This window comes from Pontibacillus halophilus JSM 076056 = DSM 19796 (genome assembly GCF_000425205.1).
GTDB classification, from domain to species: Bacteria; Bacillota; Bacilli; order Bacillales; family BH030062; genus Pontibacillus_A; species Pontibacillus_A halophilus.
Genome location: NZ_AULI01000001.1, coordinates 38,687 through 60,060 on the forward strand (window position 1 = coordinate 38,687; position 21,374 = coordinate 60,060).

The window sequence follows — 21,374 nt, forward strand, 5'->3', positions numbered from 1 at the left end:
AGAACTTTACAGAAGAAAAGATTTTGATTTTTCAGAATATATTGTATAATCTCCCTTAACTTGCACAAAAAGGGAGGAACATTCATTGAAACAACTCGAACGCATCAGTCAATTTGTAGGGAGTACATTCGCGATTTGGGTCTTACTCTTTGCGGTCTTATCATTCTTCATTCCAGAAGGATTTACGTGGATTGCCCCTTACATCGTCACCTTACTTGGTATCATCATGTTCGGAATGGGATTATCGTTGTCGAAGGACGATTTCAAAGAAGTCGGCAAACGCCCGAAAGATGTCGCGGTTGGAGTCGGAGCACAGTTTCTTATCATGCCGCTACTCGCATTCGGATTGGTTACGTTACTACCCGTATCCAATGAAGTCGCTGCAGGCGTCATCCTAGTCGGCTGTTGCCCAGGAGGAACCTCTTCAAATGTGATGACCTATTTATCGAAGGGTGATACAGCTCTTTCTGTATCCATCACTGCTGTATCGACGTTATTAGCCCCCATCCTTACGCCGGCACTCGTCCTGCTGTTTGCAAGTCAATGGATGCCCGTCTCTGCTGGGGCGCTCTTCATGTCTATCTTGAAGATTGTCATTGTACCAATTGGCCTTGGACTGCTAGTTAAGGCAATACTCGGCTCTAAAGTAGACGCAGGTGTGAAAGCCCTCCCGCTAGTTAGCGTCGTTGGAATTGTTGCAATCGTCGCAGCTGTCGTCAGCGTCAACCAACCGAAGATTGCCGAGACAGGCGCCTTGATCTTCGCCATTGTGGTGCTACATAACTTACTCGGCTACGCCATTGGTTATACTTTCGGGAAGTTATTTGGAATGAACCCATCAAAACAACGCGCCCTCTCCATTGAAGTCGGCATGCAGAACTCCGGACTCGGTGCCACGCTCGCAAGCGTACACTTAAGCCCTCTAGCCGCTGTCCCAAGTGCCATCTTTAGTGTATGGCACAACATTTCAGGACCAATCCTTGCCACGATATTCAGGAAACAGAAGGAACGGACGGAACGAAAGACGCAATCATCTGCTTCCGCCTAATTGACCTAAACCTCGTTGAATAGTTCAACGGGGTTTTATTAATTATTCATTCCTTTATATTAATAATTTATGGATTAGGTTTAGGACTTAAGTTTTAGTGGTATTTACCCATGTTGCACATCAAGCAAGAATATGTGCAAACGTTATGGTTAACCACCATACCGTTACCTATTAAGGAGGAATTATATTGTCGTTAAACAACCTATCCCTATTTAAAGAATGCTTCGGTGACGTCGTCGGCGAGGTACAAGAATTAAGCAACGCCCCACTTACCCAGATGAATTCACGCTCCCTCAAGTACGAAACGAAAGTACCACAGCTCGAGTACATGTGTCTTATGATGGAGAACATGGTGATTACAAAGAAACTGAAAGGCAATGTGTATGCTGGTTTCCAGAAATTCTCTCGTGCTGAGAATGTCATTGACCGCTTCCGTGCGATGACAGAATACTCCAATGTGTATATCTTCGGAGAAGACGATGCCCCTACCGATCCAACAGATGGGATCAACTACATCTCTCTTCCACCCCAAAGTGAACTGATGCGTGAATGGTTCCTCGTTATTGATAGCCCAGTATTTAAATCCATGATGGTCGCTTATGACATGGAAGGTTTCGGTATTCAAGAGATTGAAGAGGACCGTAAATTTAAAGGCGTCAAAACGTCCAATCCACAAACCATCCAAAAGGCAAACGACCTTTTAGCCCCTCACGTTAACGCAACCCCGATTGGCTAATGACTACAGGTAGCCACTGCATGTGGCTACCTGTATTATGATTACAATTAATAGTACATACCAGTTTATAATGGGTGCGCACGTACAATAAAATTAGTGGTCAGGGGAAAGGGGTCGCTTTCCTGTTACCCCATACGATGTGGGGTAGTTCGGTGTTATCCCAGGAGGGGATGAACTTAACCGAACTTCTAACAAGAAGCCTCCTCGTTCGCTTTCGCTCTCTGTGGGGTCTCAGAAGCACGTACTTCCACGGGGCCCTGCGGGATGCAGGGTCGTTCGATGTTGGCACAGGACGTGCCGATTTTAATCGAACTTCCTTAAGTCACCTTTTCCCTACCCCCTAGCTAACATCTATGCGCACCTAAATTTATTTTATAGAAACCGTATGACCACGTTTGAAGACATAATTAAAGGAGACGACTTCCTATGAGTCTATTACAAAAACGGATTACAGTTGGGATTCTGGCTGCCCTCAGCATCATTCTATTCTATTGGAAAATTCCTCTTCCTTTCTTCCCAAGTGTTCTTACGCTGGATTTGAGTGATCTTCCTTCTCTAGTTGGAGCGATTATTCTCGGGCCCGTTGCAGGGATTCTCATTCAGCTTCTTAAGAACATCGTCGATTTCCTCACTCACGGGAGTTACGTTGGCTTACCAATTAACCAGATTGCAAATTTCTTATCAGGGTCCATCATGGTCGGCATGGTAGGAGTCTTCTACCATTATAAACAACGCCTGAACTGGCAGAGCATTCTTGTCTCCATTAGCGTATTCCTAGCTGCGATGTACGCATTGAATTATTACTTTATCCTTCCTTCCATCATGAATTTGTTAGGCCTAAATCTAGAGCAATATATCGTAACTTTCTCCTCCGTGAATCCGTACGCGACTACGTTCAGCAAAGCTGTCCTCTTGGTCATCGTACCGTTTAACTTAATTAAAGTCTTAATCGTCTACGGCGTTGGCTTGCCGTTCGCTATGCGACTACAACGTGTAACTAAACTGAACGAAAAAAGGAGCTTTGCTGCATGAAACACATCTTCTCTACATTGACTACAGTAACGAAAGCACAATGGACACAAATTACAGCAGGTACAATTATGGCCCTACTCATTGCCTTATTCTCGTACTTCGTCCCAAATTTAGCGGTTGTCCTTCCTGTCACCGGGCTCCTTATACTCTCACTTCTCATCGCAATTATGGCATACCAGACGCCTTCTACAAGTGATGATGCCACAGATGACGTTGCGACTGTAACAGAGGACTACGTCAGAGCTTCCCTTGAAGAGATGCGCCATGTTGAAGCACATGCTGGACATCTTCAGTCCATGAGTGGTGCAGTGAATGGTGCTGCTGATGAGATTAATACAGTCATGATGGATATGGTAAATGAAATCACGAGCCAGAAGACGTATATCGCTGATTTCTCCGAGCAAATGGATCGGATTGACGCGATGATTCAGAACTTGAACGCCATGATTGAAGTAACAAACGACACGACTGAAAACATCACCTCCCTATCCAATAACGGGAAGAAGCAAATTGACGATTTCGGGGATGTGTTCCAAGGGATTATTTCTCTTACGGAGCAATTTGCAAGCTACAATCAAGAACTGTTCGATAAGATGAAAGCCGTTACGGAATCACTAGGTTCAATTGAATACATATCAAATCAAACGAACCTTCTTGCCTTGAATGCTTCCATTGAAGCTGCTAGAGCTGGTGAACACGGGAAAGGGTTCGGTGTCGTGGCACAGGAAATTCGCAAATTATCTAACCAAGTGAAAGAAAGCGCCGATTCCATTAACGACATCGTTAACAACGTACACGAAAGCATCCGTCAGCAGGAGGAGTCCTATCAACGAGACATTGGGATCTTAGAAGTGGGACGTGAGAAGGGCGATGCTGTCGTTCAAATCTTCGACGACGTCATTACGAATATCCACAGCCTGCACGAGCAGTCACAGCAAATGGAACAAAGCTCTCAAGAAGTCGAACGAGAGAACCAAAAAGTTGTCGCCCAAATGAGTGAATTGAACGACCTCACAGGGGAACTGTACAGTAAAACAGAAGGTACATCCGGACTTGCGATGGAGCAACAGTCTAGCATGATGGAATTAGACATGACGGCCACCACCATGACCGAGCACATCAAGAAGGTCCAAGAAAATCTGAAAGAACATTTAAATGGCGAAGATGCAGGGTGGGTTCGCCCTGCTGAAATGAGTAAGCGGGATCATTTGAAGGCTGTGAATTAATAAAACAAAGCCTGGCTATAACGCCAGGCTTTGTTTTATTGTTATTTATGTAATACGTAAAAGATTACTAATGCTAGATGACATAGTAATAAGCTGGGATGGGAGCTAGTCATCTAGAGAATAGTTATCAAAATAAAATATAAAAAACCCATTGCAGTTCTGCAATGGGTTTCGTCTATGGAGCATAGCGGGCTCGAACCGCTGACCTCTACACTGCCAGTGTAGCGCTCTCCCAGCTGAGCTAATGCCCCGTATGGAGTTGTCTTATTCCGTAATGAAGATTATACCATCTCCACGAAATAAATTCAATAACTTTCCAACTCCATAACTCTTTATAGATTTGTAATCAGGTAATAAACCATGAATAGAAACATCCCCAAGAAGATCAACATGGATGTGATTCGATTACGTTGGTAATCAACGATGGCGTAGAGCAAGCACGCCACGCTGCCGAATAGGGCAATAAAGAGAGACTCATCATAGGTGAACCAGAATTGTCCGAGCAACGCTCCTACCGTTAACAGGGAAAATAGTATAGCAAGCCAAAGTACACTTTCTTTCATAGTTACACGTCCTAACGAATCTTATAATTATTATAGTATGAGAGCTTTCTTTCTACTAATTAGCTTTGTGGGGCTCATTCTCTCCAGCCCCAATCCCTCCACACCCTCTCACTTTACTAGACCAGTTAAAATTTAACAACAACAGACAACAAAAAGACGAGAGCACTCGCTCCCGCCTTCTTCGTTACTTCTCTTCATCTTCAAACAAGTACAGATATTCCCCATACCCTTCTTCTTCCATTTCCTCTTTCGGAATAAAGTCCATAGCCGCTGAGTTCATGCAATAACGAAGGCCGGTTGGTTCTGGGCCGTCTTCGAACACGTGACCTAAGTGGGAGTCCGCGTTTTTGCTGCGTACTTCGGTTCTCATGCCGAAGATGCCTGGGTCATCTTTCAGGACAATGTTCTCTTCGACAAGTGGTTTCGTGAAGCTAGGCCAGCCGGTACCTGATTTATATTTGTCTGTTGAGCTAAAGAGTGGCTCTCCTGAGACGATGTCAACGTAGATCCCTTCGTCTTTGTTGTCCCAGTATTCGTTGTCGAACGCTGGTTCTGTTGCGTCTTCTTGGGTTACGTTGTATTGCATGTCGGTCAGCATTTCTTTCAGTTCTTCATCCGTATAACTAGTTCCGGACCCTGTCTGTTTAGGAACGTCATACTTTAGGTCCTCTCCCCATGCGTTCTCAAGGAACTGGTCACGTCCAGAGTTGCTGCGGTATACGTTGTAGCGTACCGGATTTTTGTCGTAATAGTTCTGGTGATAATCTTCTGCTTTATAGAAGGTAGAGGCTTCGACGATTGGTGTTACAATTTCTGATTCGAAGCGGTTCGAATCAATTAAGTCTTGCTTCGATTGTTCGGCTAGCTGCTTCTGTTCTTCATTGTGATAGAAGATTCCAGTTGTATATTGGTAGCCGCGGTCCACAAATTGCCCTTCATCATCGGTTGGATCAATTTGGCGCCAGAAGATTTGGAGCAGTGTTTCATAGCTGATGACGTCTGGGTCATAGTGGACTTGCACCGCTTCAACGTGCTCGGTTGATCCGGATGAAACGTCGTTGTAAGAAGGGTTCTCCATCTCTCCGCCTGTATAGCCAGAGATTACATCCCCTACTCCATCTAATTTCTCAAATGGGGGCTCCATGCACCAGAAGCACCCTCCTGCAAAGGTCGCAACGGCTTCGTAGTCAGCAGCGTTCACAGCCGTGCTTCCTGTGGAGCGTTCGAACATATATTTGTATAGCATTGGCCCACCGAATGCAGCGATTAGGACGGCTGCACTGATCGACAGGATCCATCGTTTCTTCATGAACCTTCACCTCTCTGTTGATTGTGTAGGGTAAACGTAAAGCGCGAACCTGCACCAGCTTCGCTTTCAACATTTAGCGTTCCACCATGCTGCTCGACGATTTCCTTACAGATGGCAAGACCTAGTCCAGAGCCTCCATAGCTCTTGTTGCGGGATGGTTCCACGCGGTAGAATCGTTCAAATATGGCCTCTTGATGTTCCTCACGAATACCCGGTCCATCGTCTAGAACCGTGAACGTTGTCGTGGCATCATCTTGTTGAACAGATATGGTGATTTCACCCTGTTGTGACGTATAGCGAACTGCGTTGTCGAGCAAGTTACTCAACACACGCTTCATCTGATTCGGCATCACTTCAATGGGTTCCAGAACATTAGGGAGCTCTACCTGTGCATCGAGCTCTTTCTCACGGAGCAACAGCTCAAACTGTTGGAGTGTCTCCAGTAACAGTTGATCGATATGAACAAGTTCATACTCTCCTTTACTCTGTTCCTGTTCAAGACGGGACAAGTCGAGCAGCTCTTGGATGAGCGCGGACAGTCGGTCTGTTTCTGTATGGATGGTGTGCAAGTAGGCTTTCTTCGTCTCCTCATCCGTAATGATGTCATCCTGCATAGCCTCGACGTAGGATTTAATCGACGCGACAGGTGTCTTTAAGTCGTGTGACATGTTCGCAATGAGGTCTCGCTTGAACTTCTCAGATGCTTTCACTTTATGGAACAGGTCATCCAAGTTCGTAGACATATGGTTGAAATGTTGTGCAAGTTCTTTAAACTCTTTCGGCCCTGTCTCTTCTACTTTGACATCGAATTGTCCTTCTGCGACAACTTTGGATGTTTCCGATAGCTGTCGCACCCCTTTCAACAATGGGTGCGTGACGGCAAGGTGCAGCAAGACAGACAACAACCCCGCTCCAACTGTAATACTTGAGAGCAAGATAATCACGTCAGTTGAGAGAAACATGCGAACGTAGCTTATAATCAAGAATCCAATAATAATCGAAATGGACAGCAAATTAGATAGGATTAGAATCGTACGTAGCTTCATTTACATTCGTCCTTCAAACTTATAGCCAATGCCCCATACCGTCTTTAAATAGACAGGATTCGCAGGGTCTGGCTCAATTTTCTCACGTAGTCGGCGGATATGAACGTTAATCGTGTTCGTATCTCCTTCATAGTCATATCCCCAGATTCGCTCAAGCAGCTGAGAGCGTGAAAACACTTGCGATTCGTTCTTTACAAGAAACCACAATAGATCGAATTCCTTCACTGTTGTCTCAATGACCGCTTCGTCCTTTAGGAGCCTCCGCTGCTTCTGATTCATATGAAACGCGCCGAAAGACACGTCGTCTGATGAAGATTGCGGGGTTCGTTCATACCGTCTCATGACATTCTTCAGTCTTAACACAAGCTCTCGAGGACTGAACGGCTTCGTCATGTAATCATCGACTCCAATGGACAAGCCAAATAATTTGTCTTTCTCCTGACTGAGAGCCGTCAACAGAATAACAGGGATATCGTCGGCGAATCGAATCTCCTCTGCCACATCGAGCCCACTCTTAAAGGGCATCATGATGTCTAAGATAACGGCGTCGGGTCGATCTTTCTGCCACCGTTCTATGGCTTCTTCCCCGTCTCTTGCAATTATGACCTCGTAGCCCTCTCGCTCTAGATAGCGTCGGCACACATCAATGATATTTTCATCGTCTTCTGCAACCAGTACGGTATAACTCAAAGAATCACGTTCCTTGCTTAGAATTGAGCGTGACCGAAGCTGACGCCAAAGGCTTTACACCAAATGACGATTCGGTCCCCTTCCTCTACTGTTAATTGTACAGGAATTTCATAGTTTTGATTCCCTTTGTTGCCCTTTAATGTGCCAAGAGACGTTCCATCTTTCGTTTCCTGTCCATCCTTTACAAGGTAGACATACAAATCTGGTCTGTTTGTCGTCGCAAACTCGCTTAGTCGGAGAATGTTCCCATCCTCACTTTCGAATACTTCTGCATTTCCTTCAATCGAGTGAACGTTGTCGACCTCTTCGAACTCTCCTGCTAGGATAGGAGAAGGTGTTTCTTCTTGAGCACTTGACTCTCCCGTATCTTTATTCGGCGCGGTTTCTTCATTTGGTTCAGTTGAGGCGTTCGATTCTGTCGCAACGGGGAAGGCTTCATCCACTTCCTTATCAATAAATAATGGGGATAGTAGCCACCATCCCACTATAAGTAGAGCGACAACAGCAACGCTCAGGAACCAATAGATCCTTTTCTTCACTAGGCATTCTCTCCTTCTAGAACGTATGTCTAGCATAAGAAAGAGTCATTATAAACCTATAACGAAAAGATAAACTTTTTATAAACTCTTTGTAGAAAGGAGGAAATGTTATGTCACGTGCCCAATTTGGCTTACTCTCTGGTGCCATTATGCTCCTGTGCGTCGTACTTACTATTAAAGTAAGTCCGAAAGGTTCACTTGGCGAACTACTCTTCCAAGCTGATATTCGCAATCTCGTAATCGGTGCATTCATCTTTTGTTTTATCGTATGGAGACGCTTGGAGAAAGACGTTCAGCAAGCATGGGTGAACCGAGTTCGCTCTAGCTTGTCCATGTTGTTTATTGTAGCGGTGGTGTCCTATTTCATCTTGTAATGGAAGAAGGCTCAGAAATGAGTCTTCTTTTTTTACGTCTTCTTATAGGAATGTCATCCCTTAACCCCACTTTCACCCCTCTCAAACTAATTCATCCCACTCAATTTGTATTAAGTTTATATTAAGAAACATCCAACTTCTTACTTATTTTCTATATCACTACCACTTGTTAAAAAAGCCAACAATTACGCAATGAAAGCGTATTAAATAATGCTAAACAACCATAAAAAATTGATATATCACTCCATTGACGCTGGTTAATCTGACGAGCTACGCTTAACAGGCATTAATTTGTATTATTTTTGCTTTAATTCGAAAAAGAGGTGATTGCAGATGAGCAAGTCGAAAACGTTAACCAGTTTTGCCGTTGCATCAATGGCAGCAACAGCCCTAATCCCAACAGCCGCTCCACAACAAGTTGAAGCCGTTGCGGATACGTATCCGGAGAAGGAATTGGATAAGAGTAAAGCCGAGAAGGAAAAACTCCAAGTTCAATCTGTGAACACAGTAGAGAATGGTATTGAACTTAGCCTAAACGACGATTATCAAGCCTTTATTCGATTGAAAGCTGAGGACTTAGCGAAAGTGACCCTTCTTAAACAAGGGGAGAAAGAAGAAGACACAATCGCTGTTGACAACAAAGAATGGGACACGCCTTCCTTTGAAGTGGAAGAAGATGAAGAAACGATTACACTAAAGACATCTGAAATTACGGTCAAGATACATAAGGAGCCGTTTGGCGTCAAATTCCTAGACAAAGAAGGCAATGTCATTAATGAAGACAATGAACAATATGGCATGGGGTATGAAGAAGGCAAACCTTACGTGTTTAGAAACACGACCGAACAGGAAGCCTTCTATGGATTTGGTGAGCAGACAGGCGGTTTGAACAAGCGCGGCGAAAGCATTGGCATGTGGAACAACGATGCTTATGACTATAGTAAAGATACGAAATATTTATATACAACCGTGCCTTTCTTCATTGGACTGAAAGAAGAGAAAGCTTACGGAATCTTCTTTGATAATAGTCACCGCTCTTACTATGAGATGGCGAGTGAGAGTGACGATTACTACTACTTTTATGCGAATGATGGTCAGCTAACCTATTACTTTGCTTATGGACCAGAGGTAGAAGATGTAGTGGAGCGTTACACGGAGTTAACGGGAACGGTTCAGCGCCCTCCTAAATGGTCACTTGGTCTTCACCAAAGTAAGTGGGGCTATAAGACAGCAGATGAGATTAAAGGCATTGTAGATACATATCGAGAGAAGGACATCCCTCTTGACGCTGTTCATTTAGATATCGACCATATGAACGGATTCCGTAATTTCACTTGGGGTGAGGACTTCACTAAAGACCCTGCTCAATTTAATGAGTACCTTGATGAGCAAGGCGTTCAATCCGTAGCAGTAAGTGACCCTGGAATTAAGAAAGACCCAGGCTATCATATGTATGACGAAGGTACCGAGAAGGAGTATTGGGCAACAAATCCTGATGGCAGTCCTTATGTAGGAGAAGTGTGGCCAGGAGATTCAGTCTTCCCTGACTTTGCACGTGAAGAAGTTCGCGATTGGTGGGCAGACAGCCACGATGTATTAATGGATGCAGGCGTTGATGGCGTATGGAATGACATGAACGAGCCAGCTGTATTCGATACTCCTACGAAAACCCAGCCATTGGATGTTCAATATGGGGACATGGACCATTCTGAATTTCATAATATGTTCGCTCATTACGAAGCGATCGCAACGGACAAAGCATTTGATGTCAACCAACCGAACAAGCGTCCATTTGTATTAACACGTGATATGTATGCTGGTTCTCAGAAGTATGCAACACTTTGGACGGGTGACAATGCGAGTACATGGGAAGCGCTGCAAATGACTACGCCAATGAATAACAACGTTGGTCTATCCGGTATTTCATTCGTAGGTAACGATATCGGCGGCTTTGCCAAGCGACCTTCCGGTGAATTATTTGCGCGTTGGATCCAAATGGGCGTCTTCAATCCGTTCGCTCGTATTCACGCAGATAATGGAAGTACAGTCGCTTTCGATACAGAAGCTAAAGACATTCCTGGACAAGAACCATGGCAATATGGCCAAGATGTAGAGGACATTAGCAAGAAATACATTGAGATGCGCTATAAGCTTATGCCTTACTTATACAACGCGTTTATTCAAGCTAGTAAAGATGGTACACCGGTGCAGCAGCCTCTTGTGTATCAGTTCCAAGAAGACGAGAAGACACACAACTTGGACCAACAGTTTATGTTTGGGGATTCCATGATGGTGGCGCCAATCGTTGAGGAAGGTGCTAACTCTAAAGAAGTCTACTTGCCAGAAGGTCAGCAATGGATTGATTATTGGACCGGGGAAGTACATGATGGTGGACAGACAATTACGAAGGAAGCTGATTTAAGTACCTTACCTCTATATGTGAAACAAGATTCCATTGTGCCTCATCGAAATGTGCAGCAGTATACAGGAGAGAAGCAGCTTCAGAACCTTCTACTCGACGCACACGTGAAGAATGAATCCACGTATACCTTTATTGAAGATGATGGTTCAACTGAAGATTATAAGGATGGCGAGTATAACGAAACGACCTTCCATATTGAGAAGAAGAACGACTTCATGTACCGATTTAAACAAGAAAAACACGTAACGGATTATGACTCAGAACTAGAATCTTATACCCTAAAGCTCCATGATGTAGAAGCTCCAAAATTCGTTCGTGCAGGCGGAGCCTTATATAAAGAGGTCACTAGCGTCGAAGAAGTGAAAGCACAACAAGAGAGTTACTATTACGACGAAGAAGCAAAGACCCTTTATACAACAATCCCCGCTGACGAACAACATCACGTAACCATGTTCGTTGATGGGAAAGAGAACTTGAAAAAACGCATCCAAAAGAAGATTGAGAAGTTTGAACAACTGAAAGACCAGAACTCAACTTCCCTCTCTAGTTGGAATCAAGAAACAAGCTTCTCGTTCGCTCAGCACGTTAGACAGAAAGTTAAAGAGCGATTCCGCTCAGTTGGTGTGCGTGACGAGCACGACTTGGCACGCGATATTGAAGAACTCATGGAAGATTAGCAGAACGGCCCGCTTTCTCACGTAGAAGCGGGCTTTCCTTTAAGCTCTACTTTGACTTCCCCTTCTCTATCCCTTATGTTAAACGTATACTGTACGATTCTTCCTTATAGAGGTGACCAATAATGAAACCAACTGTTCTAATTACAGGTGCATCTAGCGGACTCGGCTACGAATTTGCTAAGCTATTTGGGTTAAACGGCTACGATCTTGTCGTAGTGGCTCGTAACGAACAGAAACTAGAAGAACTAAAGGCATCCCTTCCGCATGTGACGGTAACGGTCTTACCGAAAGACTTATCTCTTCCCCATGCGGCAGAAGAGATTTACCGCACGCTTGTCGACAAAGACATCGAGATTCATTACCTTGTGAATAATGCTGGCTTTGGCTTGAATGGAGAGTTTGAGAAGCTTTCCCTTAGACAGCAGCAAGAGATGATCCAGGTCAATATCACAGCACTAACCGATTTGACCTATTGGTTCTTGCCTGACATGAAGAAACACGCCAACAATGGCCTTGATACAGGAATCTTAAATGTGGCAAGCACAGCCGCATTCCTACCTGGTCCACATATGGCTGTCTACTATGCGTCTAAGGCGTACGTATTGTCCTTCTCAGAAGGATTAAATGGTGAACTAGGTCGTACAAATGTGCATGTCTCAACGCTATGCCCAGGCCCTACGTCGACAAACTTCTTTACGGCTGCCAAGGCAGACAATATGAAGATTGCCGAAAGCAGTGCCATGACTGCACAGAAAGTAGCTAAGATTGGCTTTGAAGGATTCCAGAAGAAGCAATCCGTTATCATTCCTGGCGCATCTAATAAAGCGAGCGCTTATGCAGCGAAGTTCATTCCACGAAAGCTAGCGGCCACGTTCGCTAAGAAATTCAACGGTGCCTAACCCGCGGGGGTGGCACCGTTTTTTTAATGGGTGACGCTATTCATCCTCATCCTGCTTTGGAAATTCTGTTGGAGGTTTTTCTTTTTCAGGGTTGTTAATTATTCCTGCTAAGATGAGGATCGATAAGATCGCTTCCGTGTAGCCATCGAACTGCTCGACCATGTTAATGACCCCTAGGTCTTTCAACAGCATACTCACTAAAGCCATGATCGATACCCAGAGCGTATAACTTCTCCATCTATTCGTCATCCCTCTCCCTCCTCACATTCCTATTAAAAGGAGACTTTCATCCCCTTTGTTCCCATGCTATGTCGCATGGGAGGATTCTGCTTGTACAGGTGCACAGTTCGACGAAATCTCCCCTGTCTATCCTCCGCGGAATGGATTCCATGTTGACAGGACTAGGAGAACGTGTACAATAAAATTTATAGAATTATTTGAAAATTTTACCCTTTAAAGGAAGCGGGTGATTCTTTCACACCATTGTCGTAGTATTGGAAGTTACATACCGTACTAGAAAACTAGAAGTAAAGAGGTGACGTCATGCCACATTCATCGACTCCGCTTCTGGAGGTCAAAGATTTATCCACCTCGTTTTTCACAGACGAAGGTCGAGTTCCTGCTGTGGACCATGTTAATTTCACGATTCATGAAGGTGAAATTCTTGGCGTGGTCGGCGAGTCCGGGTGCGGGAAGAGCGTAACCTCCCTATCCATCATGGGTCTCATCCCTTCTCCACCAGGAAAAATCGAAAACGGTGAAATTCTATTTCAAGGCAAAGATTTAGTAAAGACAAAGGAAAAAGATATGCGTTCCCTTCGCGGGAATGATATCGCTATGATCTTCCAAGAACCAATGACCTCTTTGAATCCTCTCTTCACCATTGGAAATCAGCTTGTAGAAGCCATTAAGACACATAACAAATGGAGCACGAAGAAAGCGAAAGAGCGCGCCATTGAAATGCTACAGCTCGTCGGACTACCTCGCGCGAAAGAGTTATTAAATGAATACCCTCACCAACTATCAGGCGGAATGCGTCAGCGTGTCATGATTGCCATGGCTATGATTTGCGACCCAAAGCTACTCATTGCTGATGAGCCAACAACTGCCTTAGATGTCACCATCCAGAAGCAAATCCTTAAATTGATGAAATCACTGAACGACAAATTGAAAACATCCATTATGCTCGTCACCCATGACCTTGGAGTTGTCGCCGAAGTGTGCGATCGCTTGATTGTCATGTATGCCGGCAAAGTTGTGGAACAAGGAACGGTTGAGACGATATTCGCCAACCCACAACACCCATACACACAAGGTCTGCTCGCCTCAGTTCCTGACATTCGGAATAAGCAGGACCGTCTGTACTCAATTCCAGGTCAAGTACCTAAGCCTGGTTCTATAGAAGTTGGCTGTCGTTTTGCTCCTCGTTGCCAACATGCATTTGATGCATGTACAGCGAGCACCCCGCCCCTATACGTTACAGAAGAAGAGCACCACGTCCGCTGCTTCTTGTATGAGAAAGAAGGTGAACCGCTCGATGACCGAGTCACTACTAAGAGTTAATGGACTAAAGAAGTACTTTCCGATTACAGGTGGCGTATTAAATCGAAAGAAGGGCGATGTGAAAGCGGTCGACGACGTTTCGTTCACTGTCTATAAGGGCGAAACGCTTGGACTTGTTGGGGAAAGCGGATGTGGGAAATCAACCACAGGACGCGTCCTCCTTCAGCTCCTCCAAGCAACAGAAGGGGAAATCCTGTTCGAAGACCAAGATGTGACGAAGCTTTCTTCTAAAGAGTTAAAGCAGCTCCGTAAAGAAATGCAGCTTGTCTTTCAAGACCCATACGCCTCCCTCAATCCACGTCATACAGTTGAGAAGATTCTTGAAGAGCCGTTAAAAGTCCACGGCATAAAGGATAAAAAAGAACGAAAGCAGCGTGTGCACGATATGCTTGAAACGGTTGGCTTAAGTTCTTATCACGCCAAGCGGTATCCCCACCAGTTCAGCGGTGGACAGCGTCAACGAATTGGCATCGCCAGAGCCTTAATGACTCATCCAAAGCTCATCATTGCGGATGAACCCGTTTCAGCTCTTGATGTATCCATACAAGCACAAGTACTTAACTTGTTGAAAGACCTGCAGAAAGATTTTCACCTAACGTACTTATTTATTGCTCATGACCTAGGGGTTGTTAGACATATCAGTGACCGAGTAGGCGTAATGTATTTGGGGAGGCTTGTAGAGCTTACTGAAAGTGAAACACTCTATGCTCGCCCGCTCCACCCTTACACACAATCACTGCTTGCTTCAGTTCCAATCCCTGACCCTACTTATCTAAGTGAAGAAGCAGAAGAGCTTACCGGAGAGATGCCATCACCAGCTAACCCACCATCCGGATGTGCCTTCCACACGAGATGCCATGCTTGCATGGATATTTGCAAAACCGAACGACCAGTCTTTCGGGAAGTTGAACAAGGTCATTACGTCGCTTGCCATCTCTATAACGATCAGCAGGCGCTTGATGAAATAAATTCTTAGGGGGAATTCATACATGAAGAAACGTTCATGGCTATTTGCACTTGTCAGTATCCTGATGTTATCCATTTTCCTAGTCGCATGTAACAACGGCGACGAAGACGAAGCATCAAATGAAGCCGATGACACAGAAGAAACCAACACGGAAGAAACGACAGACACAGAAGAAGCTTCAAGCGGCGAAAGCCAAGACACACTAGTCTACGCACGAGGCGGGGACTCTACTTCTCTTGACCCTATTACAACAACTGAAGGAGAAGCATTCCGTGTTACGGAGAATATCTTTGAAACGCTTGTAAACTATGAAGAAGATAGCACTGAGCTTACACAAGGCCTCGCCAACGATTGGCAGATTTCAGAAGATGGCCTTACGTACACGTTCACATTAGAGGAAGGCGTGAAATTCCATGACGGTACAGATTTCAACGCTGAAGCGGTTGTATTTAACTTCGAGCGTTGGATGAATGGAAATGACGAACAATTCCCTTACTACACGATGTTTGGTGGATTCAAGGGCGATGAAGGCCATGTCATCGAATCCGTTACGGCAGTTGACGAAACAACCGTTGAATTTAAACTAAAACGTCCACAAGCGCCATTCATTAAGAACTTAGCGATGTCTCCATTCGGTATCGCTAGTCCAACCGCTGTTGAAGAGTCTGGTGATTCATTTAAAGAAAATCCGGTTGGAACAGGTCCATTTAAGTTCGTCGAATGGAAACGTGAAGAGAAAATTACACTTGAGAAGAACGAAGAGTACTGGAAAGAAGGAGTACCAAAGCTTAACAGAGTCATCTACACCGTTATCCCAGAAAACTCCGCTCGTCTAAACGCGTTGAAGACAGGTGAAGTTGACCTAATCGATGGCGTGAACCCTTCTGATGTAGAAGGCATCAAGGGCGATGACAGCCTACAAATTCTAGAGCGTCCATCCATGAACGTTGGGTACTTAGGATTCACAATGAACCGCGACACACCACTTGCCGATCAGAAAGTACGTCAGGCACTAAGCCACGCCGTACCTAAAGACCAGCTTATTGAAGCCTTCTATGCAGGTCTTGCTGAGCCAGCATCAACGGTTATCCCTCCTAGCATTGAAGGGTATAACGACGAATTAAATGGCTATGAGTATGACATTGAGAAAGCGAAGTCTCTTCTTGAAGAAGCTGGATATGCAGATGGATTCGAATTTGAACTATGGTATATGCCAATTGCACGCCCTTACATCCCTGAAGGCCAGAAGATTGCTGAAGTTCTTCAACAATCCTTCGCTGAAGTGGGTGTGACAGCTAACCTTCAAACGGCTGACTGGTCCACTTATCTTGAGAAAGCACGTGCCGGTGATTTCGATGCATTCCTTCTTGGCTGGACTGGAGACAACGGAGATCCAGACAACTTTATCTACACGCTTCTTGATAAAGATAGCATCGGAAGTAACAACTACACGTACTACTCCAATGACGAGCTTCACGACGTTCTAATTGAAGCCCAGACCATTACGGACCAAGAGCAACGTAACGAACTTTATAAACAAGCACAAGAAATCATTCAAGATGACGCACCTTGGGTTCCACTTGTACACTCAACTCCTGTCGTTGCTGCTAAAGCAAATCTATCAGGCTATGTTCCACATCCAACTGGTTCTGAGCCTGTCACAAACGTCGAGTTTAAGTAAACCTAGTGGGAGTAAACCCTTTCCGTCCTGGTGCGGAGAGGGTTTCTCTACGATTTAGGAGGTGGGCATATGGCAGCTTATACAATCCGCCGTCTGTTGTTATTAATCCCCGTACTATTCGGAATGAGTTTGTTGGTCTTTTCTATTATTTATCTAATCCCCGGCAACCCTGCACAAGTCGTTCTTGGTCAACGCGCGACTGCTGAAGCGATTGCTGAGGTTGAGAAACAGCTAGGCCTTGACCAGCCTTGGTATATCCAATACTTCGATTATGTGGGTGGCCTGCTGACAGGTGATTTAGGTACTTCTATTAAGACGAAGACAGCTATCGCAAATGAAATTTGGCCCTACCTAGCGGCTACGATTGAACTCACGTTAATTGCCATGGTTATTGCCATCGTTGTAGGCGTAAATGCCGGCATTATTAGTGCTTGGTTCCAGAATTCCTGGTTTGATTACGTTGCTATGGTATTCGCCCTCATTGGGGTTTCCATGCCAATCTTCTGGCTTGGGTTGATGGAACAATATATCTTCTCTGTTGAATTACAATGGCTACCGTCTACAGGACGGGTCGATGCTTCAACTGTTGTAGATTCAGTAACAGGCTTATACTTAATTGACACCATGATTCATGGAGAATGGGAGCAGTTTGTAAATGTCATTCGACACCTGATTCTCCCAGGAATTGCACTCGCAACCATTCCAATGGCCATCATCGCCCGGATTACGCGCTCGAGCATGCTCGAGGTCATGAAGTCCGATTTCATCCGCACCGCTCGTGCGAAAGGATTGAACAGCTTCTTCGTAGTGTACAAGCACTCATTGAAAAATGCTGTCATCCCGGTTCTCACCGTCATTGGATTACAAGCAGGACTGTTACTTGGTGGTGCCATCCTAACAGAAACCATCTTCGGCTGGCCTGGCATTGGTCGCTACATATACGACGCCATTTCTTTCCGGGATTATCCGGTCATTCAGTCTGGCATCCTTGTCGTAGCTACGATCTTTGTTGTCATCAACCTAGTTGTGGACTTGCTCTATGCCGCTGTAGACCCGCGCATTAAATACGATTAAAAGGAGGCACATCCATGAATGTAGCAAAGGAAACACAAACGTCCACTCCACCTGCAAAGTCAGATGTGTCCTCTCCGTGGCGCGAGGCGTGGCGTACGTTCAAGAAGAATAAAATAGCACTTGTTGGTGCATCCATTGTCGGCTTTTTCATTGTGCTCGCTCTATTTGCTCCGTTGATTATGCCGTATGATTACACGAAGCCAGATTTACTCAACCGATTAAAAGGGCCATCTGCCGATCACTGGTTCGGTACGGATGATTTCGGACGAGACATTTTATCCCGAGTTATCTATGGCGCACGCATATCGCTATGGGTCGGGTTCTCATCCGTCGCAGGGTCGATTATTGTAGGCTGTACACTCGGAATCATCGCTGGGTATTACGGGAAATGGGTAGACATTCTAATCTCGCGTGTCTTCGATATTCTACTCGCTTTCCCAAGTATTCTATTAGCCATTGCGATTGTAGCCATTCTAGGCCCTGACTTGCAGAATGCCTTAATTGCAATTGCCATCATTAACGTCCCGAACTTTGGTCGTCTTATCCGGTCTAAAGTATTAAGCGTGAAAGAAGAAGAGTACATTACCGCTGCCAAGTCGGTTGGCATGAGTGATTTCCGTCTTCTCTTTCAACATATACTTCCTAACAGTATGACGCCAATTATCGTACAAGGGACACTCGCTGTTGCAACAGCAATCATTGAGATTGCTGCACTAAGCTTCCTTGGCCTCGGTGCTCAATCTCCTGATGTTGATTGGGGGAAAATGCTTGCCGACTCCAAGCAATACCTTGTGAACGCTCCTTGGACGATGATTTTCCCTGGACTCGCGATTATGCTTACAGTCCTCGGATTTAACTTGATGGGAGACGGTCTCCGAGATGCACTCGATCCGAAAATGAAACAATAGAATGAGACGCCTCCAATTGGGGGCGTCTTTTCTATCCGACGTTTTTATGACAAAACTAGAAGAATTCTCCTAATCCATCTATTTTCTGCTAAACTATGGATGTACTTATATTATTTTTCATTAAAAGTTAGAGGTGAACAAATGGGGATTATGGGGTTTAAGAAAAGAGAGAAACCTTCCATATACGAGGAAAGTCATCACGTGCAGTACGGGTACGGGTTAGACCGCTACCACGAACTATCTAGTCAGCTTGATTTCATGAAATTTACAGAAGAAGAACTACGCACTGCCAAATGGCTCTATCCGATTGTAGAGAAACATATTGACCGAATTGTGAACGAGTTCTATGAACAAATAGAAAAAAAGCCAGAGTTGAACGCAATCGTGAACAAACACTCTTCAATTGATCGACTGAAGAACACACTGAAGAAGCACATTTTAGAACTGTTTCAAGTCGAGATTAACGAGGAATTTCTAGAGAAGCGTCTTATGATTGCAAAGAAACATATTCATATCCACCTTCCGACTCATTGGTATATGGGGTCATTTCAGAATCTTGTCTCCTCCCTCTCCACTATTCTCAGAGAGGAATTCAGTGACGATATCGATCAAGCATTTGAAGCATTCAAAGTTGTTCAGAAATACATGAGCATTGAGCAACTCATTGTATTAAAAGCCTACGAAGATGAAAACAAACGACTCCGAGAAGTCAGTGAAGCAACCCAACAGGAAATCGTCAACCAAGTGGAGCACTATTCCAATGGACTTGTACAGTATGGCGAAGAAAATTCGTCTAGAGTTCAAGAGCTAGTCGCGGGGGTTGAAAGTGTTGCAAATCACGCCCAAACAGGGCTATCTATTTCCACAGAAGCCCAGAAGCTCGCTACAGAAGGGAAAGAGAACCTGGAGCAACAAGCAAAAAGCGCCCAATCTATCCTAGACCAATCCACGAGCGTCCATAACAGTGTAGCAGCACTAGAGCGTTCGTCGGAGAAGGTAACAGAGTTTGTTGGCTACATGAGTAATATCGCTTCCCAAACGAATTTACTAGCATTAAATGCTTCCATAGAGGCATCAAGAGCTGGTGAGGCTGGTAAAGGCTTTTCAGTTGTGGCAGAAGAAGTAAGAAAGTTAGCAGCCCAATCACGAGAAATGGCTGAAACGATTACCGAAACGATTGAAGAGAATAAAACGAGCGTAACGAGAATCTCGACGTCCGTTGATGAGATGAAGCATTCTGTCGAGCATAACGCCAATCAGCTTAGTCAGACGATTGAGCATGTTGAACGCATTTTCCATGCCTTAGGAAGAAGTTATGAACAAGGGCAAAGTATTGAGAATGAAACGAAGGAAATCATGCATATGGTTCAAGCCATCGGTGTTGAAAGTGAAAAGATTGTTTCTTCATTAGAACAACTGCATGAGGACATCCAACAGTTGTAAAGGAGGGCGCACTCGTGCGCTCTTTTTTGAGGTTATTTATTCAATATGCTTTAACTTGTTGTAAACGACTTTCTCCCCTGTGCCAGCGACAGGAACATAGCCTTTTTGTTTTATTTTTCCATTGAATGGGGTATAGGTGTAGTGGACATACAATTCGTCGACGAAGGTAACGGTTGCGGAGACACGAAGCCGATTTGATCGTGTCTCAATCGAATGAATGTCTTCAGGGGCATACCCCTTCTCCTCAATCAAGTACGTCTCAACCCGATCGTGAAGCATCCACTCACGCACCTCGACGGTTATAAATGAAATAATAGGAAAGAGCATTAGAAAAAAGACTAGTAGGGCTCGTAAAGGAGCTTTCACATCTATTCATCCTCTCTATTACCCATTACCCAGATTATTTCCCATTTACACGTGAAAATTCTGAAGTAATAGAGTCCTGTAGTTCGCATTGATACCACAATCGAATACAACAAACGACAAAGAACGCTTGGATTTACTATCTCCAAGCGTTCTTTCTATACTAGAGGATTGGTTAACATCCTTACGATTTCACTGTGAGCTGCTCCCCTACCTGGTAATACTCTAAGAAATTCTTGAGCATTTGTTTCCCGTAATCCGTGAGAATGGATTCAGGGTGAAACTGCACGCCTTCCACTGCATAGTCTTTATGGCGGACGCCCATAATCTCTCCATCAGGTGTGTAAGCCGTTTGTTCTAACACGTCTGGCAGCGTGTCGATTTCGGCGATAAGAGAATGATAGCGCCCAACCGTAATGGGTTTAGGCAGCTTGTTGAACATGGAACGTCCGTCATGGATAATTTGCGAAGTCTTGCCATGGTACAGTTCTTTCACACGGCCAATCTTCCCACCAAATGCTTGTACAATAGTCTGGTGGCCTAAGCAGACACCTAAGATTGGAATCTTTCCAGCGAATGCCTGTACGACACGCAAGCAGACTCCTGCTTCATTTGGACTGCATGGACCTGGAGAAAGCACAATAGCATCTGGTGCCATCTCTTTAATTTCCTCAATGGTCACTTCATCGTTACGTCTCACGACCACATCTGATTCAAGTTCCCCCAGGTATTGGACAAGATTAAACGTAAAGGAATCGTAGTTATCAATCATCAAAATCATGCTCAACTCTCCTCTGCTCTCTCTTCTATTCTA

At 44.7% G+C, this 21,374-nt stretch carries 21 protein-coding genes and 1 tRNA gene; 13 read left to right on the forward strand and 9 right to left on the reverse strand.

From position 1 onward, the window contains the following. The first annotated feature begins 85 nt into the window (after positions 1–85). From H513_RS0100175 to H513_RS0100190, 4 genes are all read left to right on the forward strand, one after another. Positions 86–1,048 (forward strand): bile acid:sodium symporter family protein, encoded by a 963-nt coding sequence (locus H513_RS0100175; RefSeq protein ID WP_026798871.1) that lies wholly within the window; start codon positions 86–88, stop codon positions 1,046–1,048. 187 nt (positions 1,049–1,235) lie between these two features. Next, positions 1,236–1,784 (forward strand): DICT sensory domain-containing protein, encoded by a 549-nt coding sequence (locus H513_RS0100180; protein ID WP_026798872.1) that lies wholly within the window; start codon positions 1,236–1,238, stop codon positions 1,782–1,784. 426 nt (positions 1,785–2,210) lie between these two features. Next, entirely contained in the window at positions 2,211–2,816 is a 606-nt protein-coding gene (locus H513_RS19320; protein ID WP_036768877.1) for an ECF transporter S component, read from the forward strand. Then, positions 2,813–4,042 (forward strand): methyl-accepting chemotaxis protein, encoded by a 1,230-nt coding sequence (locus H513_RS0100190; protein ID WP_026798873.1) that lies wholly within the window; start codon positions 2,813–2,815, stop codon positions 4,040–4,042. Before H513_RS19320 ends, H513_RS0100190 begins: the two co-directional genes overlap by 4 nt. 178 nt (positions 4,043–4,220) lie before the next feature. Here the strand turns inward: H513_RS0100190 and H513_RS0100195 are convergent. The 6 genes from H513_RS0100195 to H513_RS0100220 form a co-directional block, all read right to left on the reverse strand. Then, positions 4,221–4,293, reverse strand: a tRNA-Ala gene (locus H513_RS0100195). Between the two features lie 81 nt (positions 4,294–4,374). Further along, positions 4,375–4,605, reverse strand: coding sequence for a hypothetical protein (locus tag H513_RS0100200; RefSeq protein ID WP_026798874.1), 231 nt, complete (start codon positions 4,603–4,605; stop codon positions 4,375–4,377). A gap of 184 nt (positions 4,606–4,789) precedes the next feature. Continuing rightward, positions 4,790–5,914, reverse strand: coding sequence for a peptide-methionine (R)-S-oxide reductase MsrB (gene msrB / locus H513_RS0100205; protein ID WP_026798875.1), 1,125 nt, complete (start codon positions 5,912–5,914; stop codon positions 4,790–4,792). After that, on the reverse strand, positions 5,911–6,960 hold the full coding sequence (locus H513_RS0100210) for a sensor histidine kinase (RefSeq protein WP_026798876.1): 1,050 nt from the start codon (positions 6,958–6,960) through the stop codon (positions 5,911–5,913). The genes msrB and H513_RS0100210 overlap by 4 nt, the downstream gene beginning before the upstream one ends. Beyond that, positions 6,961–7,650, reverse strand: a complete 690-nt coding sequence (locus tag H513_RS0100215) for a response regulator transcription factor (protein ID WP_026798877.1) — start codon at positions 7,648–7,650, stop codon at positions 6,961–6,963. Between the two features lie 17 nt (positions 7,651–7,667). Next, entirely contained in the window at positions 7,668–8,189 is a 522-nt protein-coding gene (locus H513_RS0100220; protein ID WP_026798878.1) for a DM13 domain-containing protein, read from the reverse strand. Positions 8,190–8,299: 110 nt separating this feature from the next. Between H513_RS0100220 and H513_RS0100225 the strand changes: the two genes are divergently transcribed. The 3 genes from H513_RS0100225 to H513_RS0100235 all read left to right on the forward strand — a co-directional run bounded on the left by H513_RS0100225 (position 8,300) and on the right by H513_RS0100235 (position 12,561). Next, positions 8,300–8,563 carry a hypothetical protein gene (locus H513_RS0100225; RefSeq protein ID WP_026798879.1) on the forward strand — a complete coding sequence of 88 codons (264 nt, stop codon included), beginning with the start codon at positions 8,300–8,302 and terminating at the stop codon, positions 8,561–8,563. A gap of 333 nt (positions 8,564–8,896) precedes the next feature. Beyond that, positions 8,897–11,662: a glycoside hydrolase family 31 protein gene (locus H513_RS19325; protein WP_081658112.1), complete on the forward strand. Its 2,766-nt coding sequence runs from the start codon at positions 8,897–8,899 to the stop codon at positions 11,660–11,662. A 122-nt stretch (positions 11,663–11,784) separates the two neighbouring features. Next, entirely contained in the window at positions 11,785–12,561 is a 777-nt protein-coding gene (locus H513_RS0100235) for an SDR family NAD(P)-dependent oxidoreductase (RefSeq protein ID WP_026798880.1), read from the forward strand. A gap of 36 nt (positions 12,562–12,597) precedes the next feature. On the opposite strand, the gene H513_RS0100240 is transcribed toward H513_RS0100235, so the two are convergent. After that, on the reverse strand, positions 12,598–12,810 hold the full coding sequence (locus tag H513_RS0100240) for a hypothetical protein (protein ID WP_026798881.1): 213 nt from the start codon (positions 12,808–12,810) through the stop codon (positions 12,598–12,600). A 294-nt stretch (positions 12,811–13,104) separates the two neighbouring features. Between H513_RS0100240 and H513_RS0100245 the strand changes: the two genes are divergently transcribed. From H513_RS0100245 to H513_RS0100270, 6 genes are all read left to right on the forward strand, one after another. Next, entirely contained in the window at positions 13,105–14,124 is a 1,020-nt protein-coding gene (locus tag H513_RS0100245; RefSeq protein WP_026798882.1) for an ABC transporter ATP-binding protein, read from the forward strand. Continuing rightward, positions 14,099–15,100, forward strand: a complete 1,002-nt coding sequence (locus H513_RS0100250) for an ABC transporter ATP-binding protein (protein WP_026798883.1) — start codon at positions 14,099–14,101, stop codon at positions 15,098–15,100. Before H513_RS0100245 ends, H513_RS0100250 begins: the two co-directional genes overlap by 26 nt. A 13-nt stretch (positions 15,101–15,113) precedes the next feature. Further along, positions 15,114–16,772, forward strand: a complete 1,659-nt coding sequence (locus H513_RS0100255) for an ABC transporter substrate-binding protein (RefSeq protein WP_026798884.1) — start codon at positions 15,114–15,116, stop codon at positions 16,770–16,772. Between the two features lie 69 nt (positions 16,773–16,841). Beyond that, entirely contained in the window at positions 16,842–17,846 is a 1,005-nt protein-coding gene (locus tag H513_RS0100260; RefSeq protein WP_026798885.1) for an ABC transporter permease, read from the forward strand. A 14-nt stretch (positions 17,847–17,860) separates the two neighbouring features. Further along, positions 17,861–18,754, forward strand: a complete 894-nt coding sequence (locus H513_RS0100265; protein ID WP_026798886.1) for an ABC transporter permease — start codon at positions 17,861–17,863, stop codon at positions 18,752–18,754. 141 nt (positions 18,755–18,895) lie between these two features. Continuing rightward, positions 18,896–20,197 (forward strand): globin-coupled sensor protein, encoded by a 1,302-nt coding sequence (locus H513_RS0100270; protein WP_026798887.1) that lies wholly within the window; start codon positions 18,896–18,898, stop codon positions 20,195–20,197. Between the two features lie 36 nt (positions 20,198–20,233). On the opposite strand, the gene H513_RS0100275 is transcribed toward H513_RS0100270, so the two are convergent. After that, positions 20,234–20,563: a hypothetical protein gene (locus tag H513_RS0100275; RefSeq protein WP_026798888.1), complete on the reverse strand. Its 330-nt coding sequence runs from the start codon at positions 20,561–20,563 to the stop codon at positions 20,234–20,236. 181 nt (positions 20,564–20,744) lie between these two features. Further along, positions 20,745–21,341: an anthranilate synthase component II gene (locus tag H513_RS0100280; RefSeq protein WP_026798889.1), complete on the reverse strand. Its 597-nt coding sequence runs from the start codon at positions 21,339–21,341 to the stop codon at positions 20,745–20,747. Positions 21,342–21,374 lie beyond the last annotated feature (33 nt).